A 14,850-nucleotide genomic window follows, 5' to 3' on the forward strand; every position below is an offset into this window, starting at 1 on the left:
AGGGTGACCACCGAGGAGAACCGCACCCGATCCCCGCTCGCCCGCCGGGACCTGCTGCGCGCCGGAGGCGCCGTCGCCGGCGTCGCCGGGCTGCAGCTGCTGGCGCCCGTGGCCTTCGCCGGGGCGGCCGGCGCGAAGTCGCCCGACGCGCCACGCGCCCCTGAGACGCGGACGGTGACCGGGACCTTCCCACCCGGCGTCGACGACTTCTGGTACCTGCCCGTCGACGTGCCGCGGGGGGTGCGTCAGATCGACGTCTCCTACACCTACGACAAGCCGACGGTGCCCGCCGGGGTGCGCGGGAACGCCTGCGACCTCGGCGTGTTCGGGCCGGGGAGCCTGGCGGCCGGGAACGAGAAGGCCTTCCGCGGCTGGTCCGGCGGCTTCCGGACGTCGTTCTCCATCAACGCGACCGAGGCGACGCCGGGCTACCTCGCGGGGCCGGTGACCGCGGGACGCTGGCACGTCGTCCTCGGGCCGTACACCGTCGCGCCGCAGGGGATGCACTGGTCGGTGACGATCACGCTGACGTACGGCGCCGACGGCCCCGCGTTCCGCCCGGACCCGGCACCGACCCACGCACCGGCCAAGGAGCGGGGGACGGCGTGGTACCGCGGCGACTGCCACCTGCACACGGTGCACTCCGACGGCAGGCGCACCCCGGACCAGCTCGTCGCCGACGCCCGCGCCGCGGGCCTGGACTTCATCACCTCGACCGAGCACAACACCCCGAGCGCCCAGCTCGTCTGGGGTGGCTACGCGACCGACGACCTGCTGATCCTCAACGGCGAGGAGGTGACGACACGGTCCGGGCACTGGCCGGCGATCGGGTTGCCGGCCGGGACCTGGGTCGACTGGCGCTATCGCTCGAGCGAGCCCGCCGCGTTCCGCCGGTTCGTCGACGAGGTGCACGCGAAGGGCGGGCTGGTCACGGCGGCGCACCCGTTCGCGGCGTGCTTCGGCTGCGCGTTCGAGTACGACTACGAGCCGGTCGACCTCGTCGAGGTCTGGAACGGGCCGTGGGACGCCGGCGACGACGCCACCGTCCTCGCGTGGCACTCGATGCTGCGCACTGGCACCCGGATCCCGGCGATCGGCGACTCCGACGCGCACAACCCCGACCAGGTCGTCGGCCTCCCGCAGACCGTCGTCCTCGCGAGCGCCCTCGAGCGCGGGGCACTGCTGCGGGGCCTGGCCGCCGGGCGGTCCTGGCTCGCGGAGTCCTCCGCGGTCGACCTCACCCTCACCGCCTCGACCCTCGGGCGGTCGGTGACGATGGGCGGCACGCTGAAGCCCGGTGCGGGGGCCGACGTCGTCGTCGAGCTCGCCGTCTCCGGGGTGCCCGGCACGACGACGACGATCATCGACCAGACCGGTCCGGTGGCGTCCGGCGCGGTCGACTCCTCCGGCCGCGGCACCCTGACGTGGACGACCCGCAGCCGCTACTCGACCTTCGTGCGTGCCGAGGTGCGCCGGGCCCCCACCGTCGGTGCCGCGGGCGCGATGGTCGCGATGACGAACCCGATCTACGTGGAGGTCGCCGGCTCCTGACCCGGGCCGGTGAGTCCGCCCGTCCGCCCGTCCACCCGTCCACCCGTCCGCCCCGCCGCGTCGCCGTACGGCGGCATGCGCCCGGTCTGGGAGGATCGGTGGGTGGACACCCAGCTCGTCGTCGCACGGATCGGCAAGCCGCACGCGCTGCGGGGAGAGGTGACCGTGCAGCTGCACACCGACGACCCGGAGAGCCGGTTCGTGCCCGGCGCGACCTTCCCGACCCAGGCCGCGGCCGGCAGCGGCGTGCCGCGTGAGCTGACGCTGCGCTCGGCCCGCCTGCACCAGGGCACCTGGCTGCTCGCCTTCGAGGAGGTGCCGGACCGCACCGGCGCCGAGGGGCTGCGCGGCACCCGCCTGCTCGCCGACGCCGCGCCCGCCGGAGCGGGCGACGACGCCGACGACGCGGGGGAGTCCGAGGAGGGTTTCTACGAGGACGAGCTCGTCGGGCTCGACGTGCTCGACCCCGCCGGCGCCCGGCTCGGCCGGGTCAGCGGCCTCGAGGTCGGCGTCGCCCAGGACCTGCTGCGGGTCACCCTCGAGGGCGGCGACCGCGACGGCGCCGAGGTCCTCGTGCCGTTCGTGCGCGCCATCGTCCCGAGCGTCGACCTCGCCGCTCGCCGCGTCGTCGTCGACGCCCCGCCCGGCCTGCTGGAGCTCGAGGCGTGAGCGCCGCCCTGCGCGTCGACGTCCTGACGATCTTCCCCGAGTACCTCGCGCCGCTCGGCCTGTCGCTCATCGGCAGGGCGCGCGAGCAGGGGCTGCTCGACGTGCGCGTCCACGACCTGCGCGAGCACGCCCACGACCGGCACCGGACGGTCGACGACACGCCGTACGGCGGCGGGGCCGGCATGGTCATGAAGCCGGAGCCGTGGGGCGAGGCCCTCGACGCCCTGCTCGCGTCCGCCGGGACGCCGGGCAGCGTCCCGCACCTGCTCGTCCCCACCCCGTCCGGTCGCCCCTTCACCCAGGCCCTCGCGCGCGAGCTGGCGACCGAGCCGTGGCTCGCCGTCGCCTGCGGACGCTACGAGGGCATCGACGAGCGGGTTCTGGAGGAGGCCGCGTCCCGGATGCCGGTCACCCTCGTCTCGCTCGGCGACTACGTCCTCAACGGCGGCGAGGTCGCCGCCCTCGCGATGACCGAGGCCGTCGCCCGGCTCGTGCCCGGCGTCGTCGGCAACGCCGAGAGCCTCGTCGAGGAGTCGCACGAGGACGGGCTGCTCGAGTACCCCGTCTACACGAAGCCGCCCGTGTGGCGCGAGCGCGAGGTGCCGGCCGTCCTGCGCTCCGGCGACCACGGGGCCGTCGCGCGGTGGCGCCACCAGCAGCGGCTCGAGCGGACCGCCGTACGGCGCCCCGACCTCCTCCACGCGTCCGCCGCCCTCCCCGTCCTCACCGGCGCGGACGGGCTCGAGGAGGTCGCGGGGCTGGAGGTCTCCGTCGGCACCGCCGCCGACGCGGGGGAGCTGCTCGTGCTCCAGCGCGCCTGCTGGCTGCCCGAGGGCCGGCTGGCGGGGGACTTCGACATCCCGCCGATGCGCGAGTCCCTCGAGGACGTCGTCGCCGGGCTGACCGGCGCCGACGGCGCCCGCTGGACGACGTGGGTGCTGCGCGCCGGCGGCCGGCTGATCGGGTCGGTGCGCGGCCGCCTCGCCGACGACGACCCCACGACCTGGGAGACCGGCCGGCTCATGGCCGCCGCCGACCTGCAGGGTCGCGGTCTCGGCCGGGCGCTGCTCGACCTGTCCGAGCGCGCGGCGCCCGCCTCGGTGCGCCGGTTCTGGATCAACACCGGGGTGCGCTCGGAGTCGAACCTGCGCCGCTACAAGCGCGCCGGGTACCGCCAGGTCCCCGGGCCCGGGCGCTACCCCGGCACGGTCGACCTCACCAAGCGGCGCTGACCGCCCGACCAGGGCGGATTTCCTCGTCCGGGCCCCGCTCTGGCAGACTTGACCCTCGGCGTCCGGCCATGACGCGCCCCTGCCGCAGGGGGAGGGTCCGAGCACTCCGCTCACCCGTGGCCGACCGGACCCATACGCGTACCTGACGGACCCGACCGGGTCCCCGACCCGTGGTGACCTGTGGCACCACAAGGAAGCGACACCCCATGCACAAGCTCGACGCCGTCGACCACGGCTCGCTGCGGGACGACGTCCCCGCCTTCCGCGCCGGTGACACCCTCAAGGTGCACGTCAAGGTCATCGAGGGCACGCGCTCGCGCGTCCAGGTCTTCCAGGGCGTCGTCATCCGCCGCCACGGCGGTGGCATCGGCGAGACCTTCACCGTCCGCAAGGTGTCCTTCGGCGTCGGCGTGGAGCGCACCTTCCCGGTGCACACCCCGATCATTGACCACATCGAGGTCGTCACCCGCGGTGACGTGCGCCGCGCCAAGCTGTACTACCTGCGCGGGCTCCGCGGCAAGGCCGCCAAGATCAAGGAGAAGCGCGACTCGATCCCGGTCAAGGGCGAGGCCAGGAAGTGACCCGGGCCTGAGCGCCTCCACGCACCACCACGACGAGCCGACGGTGGGCCGCAGCAGCGGCCGCCGTCGGCTCCCGTACGTCGCCCTCGTGGTGCTCCTCGTGCTGCTCGTCGCCCGGGCGGCCGTGCTGCCGGCCTTCGTCGTCCCCTCCGGGTCGATGGAGCCGACCCTGCAGCCCGGTGACCGGGTGCTCGTGCTCCGGCTGCCCGGGGGCGCCGGGGCCGGGCTGCACCGCGGCGACGTCGTCGTGTTCGACGGGCGCCGCGCGTTCCTCGACCAGCCGGACGGCACGCCGCTGCAGCGGCTCGGCCGCGAGGTCGCGTCCTTCCTCGGCGTCGGCGCGGGGACCGACTACGTCAAGCGCGTCGTCGGCCTGCCGGGCGACCGGGTGCGCTGCTGCGACAGCGCCGGCCGGCTGGTGGTCGACGGCGTGCCCGTCGACGAGCCGTACCTGTTCCCGGGGGACCGGCCGAGCGAGGTGGGCTTCGACGTCGCCGTACCGCCGGGGCGGGTGTGGGTGATGGGCGACCACCGGCGCGTCTCGACCGACTCGCGCGGCTACCTCGGCGCGCCCGGCGGCGGCCTGGTGCCCCTCGATGACGTGGTGGGCCAGGTCGTGGTGCGATACTGGCCGCCCGGTCGGGCCGGAACCACCGGTGGACCCGGTCCGTTGTCCGACGTCCCCGCCCGCTGACCGAACGTCCCCTCCTGGAGCTGGTTCCTGACGATGTCGCCCGAGCGTCCCGAGGCCGAGGCCTCCCCGAGGTCCGCCGGCGTCGGCGACGAGTCGTCGTCCACCCACGAGGAGCCGGAGTACCTGCGCGACGACGGCCTCGACGACGGTGACGACGGTGACGACGGTGACGGGTACGACGACCGCCGTGACGGCGGCTTCCTCGCCAACCTGTGGGGCGGCGTCAAGGAGATCCTCATCATCGCCGTCATGGCGATCGTGCTGTCGTTCGTCGTCAAGACCTGGCTGATCCAGGCGTTCTACATCCCGTCCGAGTCGATGGAGAACACCCTCGTCAAGGACGACCGCGTCATCGTCAGCAAGCTGACGCCCAACCCGGTGCACCTGCAGCGCGGCGACATCGTCGTCTTCCAGGACCCCGACCACTGGCTCCCGCAGGTGCCCTCGCCGTACGACGCCCCCGGGTTCGGCAACACCGTCCACCGCGGGCTGCAGTTCGTCGGCCTGCTGCCGGACGACTCCGACGACCACCTCATCAAGCGGGTCATCGGCCTGCCCGGCGACCACGTCGTCGGCAAGGCGGGTACCGACCGGATCACGGTCAACGGCGTGCCGATCACGGAGAACTACGTCAAGCCCGGCGACCAGCCCAACGGCAACACGCAGGCCTTCGACATCGTCGTCCCGCAGGGGCGGGTGTGGGTGATGGGCGACCACCGCGGCGACTCGGCCGACTCGCGCTACCACGACGACGGCACGGGGGCCACCGGCTCGGTGCCGATCAAGGACATCACCGGGCGGGCCGTCATGGTCGTCTGGCCGCTCGACCACGTCACCTGGCTGTCCGTGCCGTCGAGCACCTACTCCGGCATCCCGGCCCCGTCGTCGACGACGACCCCGAGGACGACGGCCACCAGCTCCGCCCCGTGACGCGCGGGTCGCAGGGGGCCGGGCGGTGAGCCCGGTCCGCAAGCCGTCGCTGCGGGTCGAGCGGGCCCTGCAGCGCTCGGGGCACCGGGTGCTGGCCGGGATGGACGAGGTCGGCCGCGGCGCGCTCGCGGGCCCGGTGACCGTCGGCGTCGTCCTCATCGACGAGACCTGCCGCAGCGCCCCCGCCGGGGTGCGCGACTCCAAGCTGCTCTCGGCGCCGCGCCGCGAGGCGATGGTGCGGCCGCTGCAGCGCTGGGCGCTCGCCCACGCTGTCGGGCACGCGTCACCGACCGAGATCGACGAGCTGGGGATCATGGGCGGGCTGCGGCTGGCGGGCATGCGCGCGCTCGCCGCGGTCGCGGCCGCCGGGCACGTGCCCGACCTCGTCGTCCTCGACGGCAACCACGACTGGCTGACCCCGCCGGGGGAGGTCGGGCTGTTCGCCTTCGTCGACGGCGGCGGGCCGTCGGCGCCCCCGGTGACGACGATCGTCAAGGCCGACATGACCTGCTCCTCGGTCGCCGCCGCGTCGGTGCTGGCCAAGGTCGAGCGCGACGGGCTCATGGTCGGCCACCACGTCGACCACCCGCAGTACGGCTGGGACGTCAACAAGGGGTACGCCGCCCCGGAGCACATGGCCGCGCTGCGCCGGCACGGGCCGAGCATCCACCACCGGCTGTCGTGGCGGCTGCCGGAGCAGGTGGTAGAACTTGAGCACGCCACCCTCGTCGACGTGCCCGTGCCGGGCGCGGAGCACGCGGGGTCGCCGACGGACGGGGCCGCGACGGTCCCGATGCCCACCGATGATGAGGTCATGAGCACCAGATGAGCAGCGAGGACCTCGAAAAGTACGAGACCGAGATGGAGCTGCAGCTCTATCGCGAGTACCGCGACGTCGTCGGTCTCTTCACGCACGTGGTCGAGACCGAGCGCCGGTTCTACCTGTGCAACTCGGTCGAGATGAAGGTCCGCTCCGAGGGGGGCGAGGTCTTCTTCGACGTGACGATGAGCGACGCGTGGGTGTGGGACATCTACCGCCCCGCCCGCTTCGTCAAGAACGTGCGCGTGGTGACGTTCAAGGACGTCAACATCGAGGAGCTCCCCAAGGCCGACCTGCAGCTGCCCTCCTGACAGGACGCCGTACGGCGCGTCGTCCACAACCCCCCGGGCCGTCGGGGGCGGTGCGCCGGGCTGTGGAGGAGCGGCGGGTGGTGGGCTCGGCTGCGGCCATCGTGGCGGCATGGACCCGACCACCCCGCCCCGCACCACCCTCGCCCGGTACGGCGAGCGCCTGGCCGAGCGCTACCTGCGTGAGCGCGGCCTGACCGTCCTCGCCCGCAACTGGCGCTGCGCCGCCGGCGAGCTCGACATCGTCGCTCTCGACGGCGACTGCCTCGTCGTGTGCGAGGTCAAGACGCGCCGCACGACGGTCTTCGGCTCGCCCGTCGAGGCGGTCACCCTGGCCAAGCTGGCGCGGCTGCGGCGCCTGGCCGCGGCGTGGATGACCGAGCACGACACCCACGTCGCCGACGTGCGGATTGACGTCATCGGGATCCTGCGGCCCCGACGCGGCGAGTGCCGGCTGCAGCACCTCGTCGGGGTCGTGCCGTGACCCTCGGCCGCACCCGCGCGGCGGGGCTGCTCGGCCTGCGGGGCTTCGTCGTCGAGGTGGAGGTCGACGTCGCCCAGGGGCTGCCGGCCTTCACCGTGGGCGGCAACCCGGACCGCGCCTGCAAGCAGTCGGCCGACCGGGTCAAGGCGGCCGCGGCCAACACGGGGCACCAGGTGGCGCAGCGACGGGTGACCGTCAACCTCTCCCCGGCGGCCGTCCCCAAGACGGGGTCGGGCTTCGACCTCGCCATCTGCGTGGCCGCGCTCGTCGCGAGCGGGGTGCTGCGGCCGCACGTCGTCGAGCGCGTCGTGCACATCGGCGAGCTGGGGCTCGACGGGACGGTGCGACCGGTGCGGGGCGTCCTGCCCCTCGTGCGCGCCGCCGCCGACGCGGGTCTACGGCACGTCGTCGTCCCGGTCGCCAACGCCACCGAGGCGGGTCTCGTGCCCGGCGTGCGGGTGCACCCCGTGGCCCACCTGGCCGAGCTCGTCGGGCGCTACCGGCAGCTCGCCGACGGACTGCGGCCCGAGCCCGTCCCCGTGCCGGCCACCGTGCCCGACCCGCCGCCGGAGCTGCCCGACCTCGTCGACGTCGTCGGGCAGGTCGAGGCCCGGCACGCCCTCGAGGTCGCCGCCGCTGGTGGGCACCACCTCTACCTCGTCGGTCCGCCCGGAGCGGGCAAGACGATGCTCGCGGAGCGCCTGCCGGGGCTGCTGCCGCTGCTCGACGAGGAGCAGGCCGGCGAGGTCACCGCCGTCGCCTCGATCATGGGGACCCTCGGCGCCGCCACGGACCTCATCCGCCGACCGCCCTTCGTGGCGCCGCACCACGCGACCTCGGCGCCCGCGCTCGTCGGCGGGGGCAGCGGTCCGTCGCTCAGCCCCGGGGCCGTCACGCAGGCGCACCACGGGGTGCTCTTCCTCGACGAGGCCCCCGAGCTGCGCCGCGACGCGCTCGAGGCGCTGCGCCAGCCGGTCGAGTCCGGGGTCGTGTCGGTCGCGCGGATGGGGGCGACGTACCGGTTCCCGTGCCGGTTCCAGCTCGTGCTCGCCGCGAACCCCTGCCCCTGCGGCATGGGGTGGGGCAAGGCCGAGCGGTGCCGCTGCTCACCCCTGCGCCGCACGACGTACGGCAACCGGCTGCGCGGCCCGCTGCTCGACCGGGTCGACATCCAGGTGTTCGTCCCGGCGGCCTCGCGCCGGACGCTGGCCCTCGAGCCGGGGGAGCCGACCGCGGTCGTCGCCGGGCGGGTCGCCGCGGCGCGGGCGGTCGCCGCCGGTCGCTGGTCCGGGACGGGGGTGCGGGTCAACGCCCACGTCCCGTCGCCGGTGCTGCGCCAGGCGCGCTTCCGGCTCCCTCCGGCGGTGACCCGCGACCTGGACCGCGCGATGGACCGGACGCTGCTGACGATGCGCGGCTACGTGCGCTGCCTGCGGCTGGCCTGGACGGTCGCCGACCTGCGCGGCGCCGACCGGCCCGGGCGCGACGACGTGGGCCTCGCCCTGCTGCTGCGCCACGAGGACACCGAGGTGGCGGCGTGAGCGCCACGGCGGCCGCGCCGTCCGCCGGGGTCGCGGACGACGAGCGCTGGGCCCGGGCGGCCTTCACCCGGTGGAGCGAGTCGGACGACGAGCGCGTCCGCGCCCTCGTCCGCGACGTCGGCTGGGTCGTCGCCGCCGAGCTCGCCCTGGCCGGTGATCCGCTCGTCCCCGAGGTCGTCCGCCGCCGGGCCGACCGCGCGGACGTCGAGCGCGACCTGCAGCTCGCCGACGCCCTCGGCGCCCGGCTGCTCTGCCCGGGCGACCCGCAGTGGCCGGTCCTGCTCGACGACCTGGCGCAGCCGCCGGTCTGCCTGTGGGTCCGGGGCCCGCTCGACCTGGCCGAGCACGCGGGGGAGCAGCCCCGGTCGGTGTCGGTCGTCGGCGCCCGCGCCTCCACCCGGTACGGCGAGCAACAGGCGTCCGACCTCGCCGCCGGGCTCGCCGAGCGCGGCTTCGCCGTCGTCTCCGGGGCGGCCTTCGGCATCGACGGCGCCGCGCACCGCGGCGCGCTCGCGGTCGGTGGGGCCACCGTCGCCGTGCTCGCGGGCGGGGTGGACCGGCCGTACCCCGTGGCGCACACCCGGCTGATCTCGGCGATCGCCGAGTCCGGGGCGGTGCTCAGCGAGGTGGCGCCCGGGTCGGCCCCCACCCGGCCCCGGTTCCTGCTGCGCAACCGGGTCATCGCGGCCCTCGGGGCGGGCACGCTCGTCGTCGAGGCGGGGCTGCGGTCGGGCTCGCTGCACACGGCCGGGGTCGCGAGCCGGCTCAACCGCCCGGTCGGCGCGGTGCCCGGGCCGGTGACGTCGATGGCCTCGGCCGGGTGCCACGAGGCCGTCCGCAAGGGGCTGGCCCAGCTGGTCACCGACGTCGACGAGGTGGCCGAGCTCGTGGGCGGCTACGGGGCGGACCTCGCCCCGGTCAAGCGGGCCCCCTCCCGACCCGAGGACGCGCTGGACCTGCTCGAGACCCAGATCCTGTCCATGGTGCCCGTACGACGCCCCGCGGACGCCCCGTCGATCGCCGTCGCCGCCGGGGTGCCGCTGTCGGCGGTGCTCACCGGCCTGCCGCGGATGGAGCTCCTCGGGCTCGTCCGGCGCAGCGCCGGACGCTGGCGGCGAGTGCCGCCCGACGACGACGGAGCGGGGACAGGGTCGTGACGGCCCCGCCGGTGGACCGGCGGGGGGCGGGTCGCTGCGGCCGTCGCCGTCCTGGGTGTGCCACCGTGACGAGGTGTCCCACCCCGAGCGGGCCCCCGAGCCGGCCCCCGAGCCGGCCCCCGACGCCAGCGTCCTGCCCGACGAGGCGGTGGTGCGCGACTTCGAGCGGCACCTGCGCTCGGAGCGGGGGCGTTCGGAGCACACGACCCGGGCCTACCTCGGCGACGTGCGGCACCTGCTGGCCTGGGCGCAGGAGTCCGCAGGGGTGCAGCGGGTGGGCGAGCTGTCGCTGGCCGACCTGCGCGCGTGGCTGGCCGACCTCTCCCGGGCCGGGGCGGCGAGGACGACGGTCGCCCGCCGCGCGGCGGCCGCCCGCACGTTCCTGCGGTGGGCCACCCGCACCGGGCGGATCCCCACCGACCCGTCGCTGCGACTCACCGCGCCGCGACGGCACCGGACCCTGCCCGGGGTGCTGCGGGCACAGGAGGCCGCCGAGCTGCTCGACGTCGCCTCCGTCGCCGCCGACGACGACGACCCGCTGCACGTGCGGAACCGCGCGGTCCTCGAGCTGCTCTACGCCAGCGGCATCCGCGTCGGCGAGCTCGTCTCGCTCGACGTGGACGACGTCGACCTGCGCGAGGGACTGGTCCGGGTCCTCGGCAAGGGCGCGAAGGAGCGCACCGTCCCCTTCGGGGTCCCCGCCCGCGAGGCGCTGCAGGCCTGGCTCGGGCGCCGGTCCGAGCTCGTCCGCGAGGGGAGCGGCCCGGCGCTCTTCCTCGGTCGCCGAGGGCGCCGGGTCGACGCCCGCCAGGTGCGCGAGCTCGTCCACGTCCTGCTGCGCCACGTCCCCGACGCCCCCGACCTCGGCCCGCACGGTCTGCGGCACAGCGCCGCGACCCACCTGCTGGAGGGAGGGGCCGACCTGAGGATGGTCCAGGAGCTGCTGGGGCACGCCAGCCTGGCCACCACCCAGATCTACACCCACGTGTCGGTCGACCGGCTGCGCCGCAGCTACGAGCAGGCCCACCCGCGGGCCTGACGAGGACACCCGCGTGGGCGTGTCCCGGGGCGCGCGGCGCGGGTGGCGGGCGCGCGGCACCATGATGGGACGCACCACGAGGCGGAGGGACACCAGCACGTCATGACGACGACCACCCAGCGGCCGGACCCGGCCGTGCGGCAGCGGTCGGCCGCCGCGCGCCGCCGCCGGATGCGGCTGCGGCGCACCGTCGTCGTCGCCATCCTGCTGCTCGTCGTGGGGACGGTCCTCGCCCGCCGGTTCGAGGACGCCGGGACGACGACCGCGGCGACCGCGCTGGGGTCCGCGCAGGTGCTCGCGGGGACGTCGTCCGCAGCGGCGGACGGCGTGGTCGGTGGAGCCGGCGCCGCCCGCGCCTCGGGGTCCGGTGCCGCAGGCGCCTCGTCGGCCCTCACGCCCGCCCCGTCGGCCGGTGCGTCGGCGACTACCGCACCGCGCGCGTCCGCCGCGGCCCGCGCCGACGACGGACCCCCGGCGCCGACCCCGTCGCCGGCGTCGACCGCCACCGAGGTCGCGGTCCCGGCGAGCGGCAACGGCGTCGTCACCCCGCTGGAGATCCCGGCGGGCCCGGTGGCGACGGCGGGGCGCACGGTGCGCTACTCGGTCGAGCTGGAGGGTGGGCTGCCGGTCGCCGGCGCCGACGTGGCGCGCACGGTGATGACCGTGCTCACCGACCCGCGCGGGTGGCAGGCGCGGGACGGGGTGCGCTTCGTCCCGGTGAGCCCGGCGGAGCTGGCCCGCGGAGCCGGTGTCGACATCCGCGTGACGCTGGCCAGCCCGTCGCTGACGGCGCGGCTGTGCGCCCCGCTGGACGTGACCCTCCAGCAGGTGTCGTGCTGGAACGGCAGCCGCTCGGTCCTCAACCTCACCCGCTGGATGCTCGGCTCGAGCACCTACGGCTCCGACCTGGCCGCCTACCGGATCTACCTCGTCAGCCACGAGGTGGGGCACGGCCTGGGGCACAACCACGTGCACTGCCCGGGGCCGGGCCGCCCGTCACCGGTCATGGTGCAGCAGACCAAGACGCTCGAGGGCTGCACCGCCCAGCCGTGGCCGACCGGCGCCTGACGCGCCGCGGCCCGGCCGCCGACGGCGGGCCGGGCCACGGGAGCACCTGCACCGAGGAGACGTCGCAGAGCCGCGGACGGCTCAGCGCGTGCAGGTCTTGATCTCGGTGACGAGGGTGTCGGGGCCGTAGTAGACGGCGCTCTGGAAGGCCTCGATCTGGACCAGGTCGTGGGCGCGCTGCCACTGGACCTGCACCTTCGGGCCCGAGCGCAGCTCGACCGCGGTCGTCCAGCCCGTGGCGGCCGTGGTGCGGCGCACGATGAGCGCGTCGTTGGCGGCGTCCCGCTTGAGGGTGACGGTGCCGACCTGCAGGACCGAGAAGCTGGCCCGGGTGGTGATCCCGGGCAGCACCTGACGGGCCACGAGGGTGCAGGTGGGCTTGCCGCCGGAGGCGGATGCGGGGGCGGCGGCGGCGAGCGGGACCGCCACGGCGGCCACGGCGAGGGCGCCGCCGGCGAGGGCGCGGACGGTGCGAGGACGGCGGAGGGGGACGGACATCGGGGGTCCTTTCGGAAGGGCCACCCGGGGTTGGTGGCGTGCTCCGAGAGTCCTCGCTGCGCGGTCGGGCCGACCAGTGCCCGGTGGTACTACGACCAGGGCAGCAGGACCACCCGCGGTGGCCGCAGCAGCGCCGACGGGTCGAGGTACGTCGTCCCGCGCAGCACCCCCCAGTGCAGGCAGCCGGCGGGCGCGCAGTGACCCGCGTCCCCGCTCAGCACCGCGACGGGGTCGCCGGCCCGCACGGTGGCGCCCACCGGCACCGTCGCGGCCACCGGTTGCAGGGTGCTGCGCAAGCCGCCGGCGTGCGCCACGACGACGACGGGCACCCCGGCGACGCGGCCGGCCACCGTCACCGTGCCGGCGGCGGGCGCCAGCACCACCGCCCCGACGGCCGCGCCGAGGTCGACCCCCCGGTGGCCCGGCGCGTACGGGCCCGGCGGCGGCACGAAGGCGTGGACCACCGGCGGGGTCCCCGCGAGCGGCCACCTCCACGCGACGGACGGGGAGCGCAGTGCTCCGGTGCCGGACCGGTCCACGACGGTCGACGAGGAAGGCCCCGGCGGCGCCGGCGGGGCCGACCCGACCGCGGCCAGCGCCGCCCCGGCGACGGCGGCGGCGACCTTGAGGAGGGCGGGCTCGAGCAGCATCCTGCGAGCCTGCCGCGCCCACCGGGGCGCGACCGCCCGCCGCCGAGGGGCCCTGTGGACAGCCCGGTCGTCCGGCCGACTGTGGACAGCCGCTGGACCCCGTCCATCGATGGCCTCCAGCACCGAGTGCGCGGAGCGGGCTGCTGGAACCCATCAATTGATGGCCTCCAGCACCGGGTGTGCGGGGCGAACTGCTGGAACCCATCAATTGATGGCATCCAGCACCGGGTGTGCGGGGCGGGGTGCTGGAACCCATCAATTGATGGCATCCAGCACCCGCGTGGCGGCGGGCCCGACCTCAGCCCAGGGTCGCGAGCCTCCGGGCCGCCTCGGCGAGCACCTCGTCCTTCTTGCAGAACGCGAAGCGCACGAGCGTGCGGGCCGCGTCGACGTCGTCGTGGAAGACCGACACCGGGACCCCGACGACGCCGCAGCGCTCCGGCAGCTCCCGGCAGAACTCGAGCGCGTCGACCGCCCCGAGCGGCGCCGCGTCCGCGATGACGAAGTACGTCGCCGCCGGCCGGGACACGGTCAGCCCGGCCGCCTCCAGCCCGGCGACGAGCAGGTCGCGGCCGTGCTGCAGCCGGGAGGCCAGGCCGTCGTACGTCGCGTCGGGAAGGCCGAGGGCGGTGGCGACGGCCGGCTGGAAGGGGCCGGAGGCGACGTACGTGAGGAACTGCTTGACGCGTCGTGCCGCGGCGACCGCCTCGGCCGGTCCGGTGAGCCAGCCGACCTTCCAGCCCGTCGCCGAGAAGGTCTTGCCGGCCGAGCCGATGGTCAGGGTGCGCTCGCGCATCCCCGGCAGCGTCGAGATCGGCACGTGCTGCGCGCCGTCGAAGAGCAGGTGCTCGTACACCTCGTCGGTGACCACCCAGGTGTCGTGCTCGTGGGCCAGCTCGGCGACGAGCTCGAGCTCGTCGCGGGTGAAGACCTTGCCCGTCGGGTTGTGCGGGGTGTTGAGCAGGACGACCTTGGTGCGCGGGGAGAACGCCGCCCGCAGCGAGGCCTCGTCGACGGCGAAGTCGGGGAAGCGCAGCACCGACGTGCGGCGCTCCGCCCCGGCGAGGGCGATCGTCGCCGCGTAGGAGTCGTAGTACGGCTCGAAGGTCACGACCTCGTCGCCCGGTTCGCACAGCCCGAGGACCGCCGCCGCGATGGCCTCGGTCGCGCCGGCGGTGACGAGCACCTCGCGGGTGGGGTCGAGCTCGATCCCGTAGAACCGCCTCTGGTGCGCCGCCACGGCCTCGAGCAGCTCGGGCACCCCGGGGCCGGGCGGGTACTGGTTGCGCCCGCCCAGGATGGCCGCCACCGCCGCGTCGAGCAGCTCGCGCGGGCCGTCGGTGTCGGGGAAGCCCTGGCCGAGGTTGATCGCCCCGGTCCGCACGGCCAGCGCCGACATCTCGGCGAAGATCGTCGTCCCGAAGGGCGACATCCGGGGGTTCTCTCCGCGCGGCATGACCCCGACCCTACGACGACCCCCCGGCAGGGCGCGGGGAGCCGGCGGTGAGCCCGTCCGTCCGAGGGAGCACCGCCGGCTCGTCGCCCCCGCTGGGGGAGGGGCGACCGCCGGGGGTCGTTGCCGCTCCGCCTCCCGTGGGGGCGACGAGAGGACGGCGGCGGCCCCCTAC

At 75.8% G+C, this 14,850-nt stretch carries 16 protein-coding genes; 13 read left to right on the top strand and 3 right to left on the bottom strand.

Annotation, left to right across the window (positions count from 1 at the left end; all coding sequences use genetic code 11):
- Positions 1–3: 3 nt before the first annotated feature.
- The 13 genes from FB458_RS14640 (at position 4) to FB458_RS14700 (ending at position 12,074) form a co-directional block, all read left to right on the top strand.
- On the top strand, positions 4–1,551 hold the full coding sequence (locus FB458_RS14640) for a CehA/McbA family metallohydrolase (protein ID WP_141849139.1): 1,548 nt from the start codon (positions 4–6) through the stop codon (positions 1,549–1,551).
- A 102-nt stretch (positions 1,552–1,653) separates the two neighbouring features.
- Positions 1,654–2,220 (top strand): ribosome maturation factor RimM, encoded by a 567-nt coding sequence (gene rimM / locus FB458_RS14645; RefSeq protein ID WP_246061242.1) that lies wholly within the window; start codon positions 1,654–1,656, stop codon positions 2,218–2,220.
- Positions 2,217–3,452: a tRNA (guanosine(37)-N1)-methyltransferase TrmD gene (gene trmD, locus FB458_RS14650; protein WP_246061244.1), complete on the top strand. Its 1,236-nt coding sequence runs from the start codon at positions 2,217–2,219 to the stop codon at positions 3,450–3,452. The genes rimM and trmD overlap by 4 nt, the downstream gene beginning before the upstream one ends.
- A 206-nt stretch (positions 3,453–3,658) precedes the next feature.
- The gene (rplS, locus tag FB458_RS14655) at positions 3,659–4,033 is read left to right on the top strand and encodes a 50S ribosomal protein L19 (RefSeq protein WP_141849140.1); all 375 of its coding nucleotides are present in this window, start codon (positions 3,659–3,661) and stop codon (positions 4,031–4,033) included.
- Positions 4,034–4,076: 43 nt separating this feature from the next.
- Positions 4,077–4,727 (top strand): signal peptidase I, encoded by a 651-nt coding sequence (gene lepB / locus FB458_RS14660; protein WP_211356051.1) that lies wholly within the window; start codon positions 4,077–4,079, stop codon positions 4,725–4,727.
- A 33-nt stretch (positions 4,728–4,760) separates the two neighbouring features.
- The gene (gene lepB, locus FB458_RS14665) at positions 4,761–5,657 is read left to right on the top strand and encodes a signal peptidase I (protein ID WP_141849141.1); all 897 of its coding nucleotides are present in this window, start codon (positions 4,761–4,763) and stop codon (positions 5,655–5,657) included.
- A gap of 25 nt (positions 5,658–5,682) precedes the next feature.
- Positions 5,683–6,486, top strand: a complete 804-nt coding sequence (locus tag FB458_RS14670; protein WP_246061246.1) for a ribonuclease HII — start codon at positions 5,683–5,685, stop codon at positions 6,484–6,486.
- A complete protein-coding gene (locus FB458_RS14675) occupies positions 6,483–6,788 on the top strand; it encodes a DUF2469 domain-containing protein (RefSeq protein WP_141849142.1) in 306 nt (101 codons plus the stop codon). Before FB458_RS14670 ends, FB458_RS14675 begins: the two co-directional genes overlap by 4 nt.
- A 109-nt stretch (positions 6,789–6,897) precedes the next feature.
- The gene (locus tag FB458_RS14680; protein ID WP_141849143.1) at positions 6,898–7,269 is read left to right on the top strand and encodes a YraN family protein; all 372 of its coding nucleotides are present in this window, start codon (positions 6,898–6,900) and stop codon (positions 7,267–7,269) included.
- Positions 7,266–8,810, top strand: coding sequence for a YifB family Mg chelatase-like AAA ATPase (locus FB458_RS14685; RefSeq protein ID WP_141849144.1), 1,545 nt, complete (start codon positions 7,266–7,268; stop codon positions 8,808–8,810). The genes FB458_RS14680 and FB458_RS14685 overlap by 4 nt, the downstream gene beginning before the upstream one ends.
- Positions 8,807–9,967 carry a DNA-processing protein DprA gene (gene dprA, locus FB458_RS14690; protein WP_211356052.1) on the top strand — a complete coding sequence of 387 codons (1,161 nt, stop codon included), beginning with the start codon at positions 8,807–8,809 and terminating at the stop codon, positions 9,965–9,967. Before FB458_RS14685 ends, dprA begins: the two co-directional genes overlap by 4 nt.
- Positions 9,968–10,100: 133 nt before the next feature.
- Positions 10,101–11,006: a tyrosine recombinase XerC gene (locus tag FB458_RS14695; protein WP_246061596.1), complete on the top strand. Its 906-nt coding sequence runs from the start codon at positions 10,101–10,103 to the stop codon at positions 11,004–11,006.
- Between the two features lie 102 nt (positions 11,007–11,108).
- Positions 11,109–12,074: a DUF3152 domain-containing protein gene (locus tag FB458_RS14700; protein ID WP_246061251.1), complete on the top strand. Its 966-nt coding sequence runs from the start codon at positions 11,109–11,111 to the stop codon at positions 12,072–12,074.
- 81 nt (positions 12,075–12,155) lie between these two features.
- Here the strand turns inward: FB458_RS14700 and FB458_RS14705 are convergent, their stop codons facing one another.
- The 3 genes from FB458_RS14705 to FB458_RS14715 form a co-directional block, all read right to left on the bottom strand.
- The gene (locus FB458_RS14705; RefSeq protein WP_141849146.1) at positions 12,156–12,572 is read right to left on the bottom strand and encodes a hypothetical protein; all 417 of its coding nucleotides are present in this window, start codon (positions 12,570–12,572) and stop codon (positions 12,156–12,158) included.
- An 89-nt stretch (positions 12,573–12,661) separates the two neighbouring features.
- Positions 12,662–13,222: a peptidoglycan DD-metalloendopeptidase family protein gene (locus FB458_RS14710; RefSeq protein WP_141849147.1), complete on the bottom strand. Its 561-nt coding sequence runs from the start codon at positions 13,220–13,222 to the stop codon at positions 12,662–12,664.
- 298 nt (positions 13,223–13,520) lie between these two features.
- Positions 13,521–14,678 carry a pyridoxal phosphate-dependent aminotransferase gene (locus tag FB458_RS14715; RefSeq protein ID WP_141849148.1) on the bottom strand — a complete coding sequence of 386 codons (1,158 nt, stop codon included), beginning with the start codon at positions 14,676–14,678 and terminating at the stop codon, positions 13,521–13,523.
- Positions 14,679–14,850 lie beyond the last annotated feature (172 nt).

It is taken from the genome of Lapillicoccus jejuensis (assembly GCF_006715055.1).
Classification (GTDB): domain Bacteria; phylum Actinomycetota; class Actinomycetes; order Actinomycetales; family Dermatophilaceae; genus Lapillicoccus; species Lapillicoccus jejuensis.

Excerpts from the sequence above, each read along its gene's own strand:
- rplS (WP_141849140.1), top strand. The coding sequence starts at position 3,659 with ATGCACAAGCTCGACGCCGTCGACCACGGCTCGCTGCGGGACGACGTC.
- lepB (WP_141849141.1), top strand. The coding sequence starts at position 4,761 with ATGTCGCCCGAGCGTCCCGAGGCCGAGGCCTCCCCGAGGTCCGCCGGC.
- FB458_RS14675 (WP_141849142.1), top strand. The coding sequence starts at position 6,483 with ATGAGCAGCGAGGACCTCGAAAAGTACGAGACCGAGATGGAGCTGCAG.
- FB458_RS14680 (WP_141849143.1), top strand. The coding sequence starts at position 6,898 with ATGGACCCGACCACCCCGCCCCGCACCACCCTCGCCCGGTACGGCGAG.
- FB458_RS14700 (WP_246061251.1), top strand. The coding sequence starts at position 11,109 with ATGACGACGACCACCCAGCGGCCGGACCCGGCCGTGCGGCAGCGGTCG.
- FB458_RS14705 (WP_141849146.1), bottom strand. The coding sequence starts at position 12,572 with ATGTCCGTCCCCCTCCGCCGTCCTCGCACCGTCCGCGCCCTCGCCGGC.
- FB458_RS14710 (WP_141849147.1), bottom strand. The coding sequence starts at position 13,222 with ATGCTGCTCGAGCCCGCCCTCCTCAAGGTCGCCGCCGCCGTCGCCGGG.
- FB458_RS14715 (WP_141849148.1), bottom strand. The coding sequence starts at position 14,678 with ATGCCGCGCGGAGAGAACCCCCGGATGTCGCCCTTCGGGACGACGATC.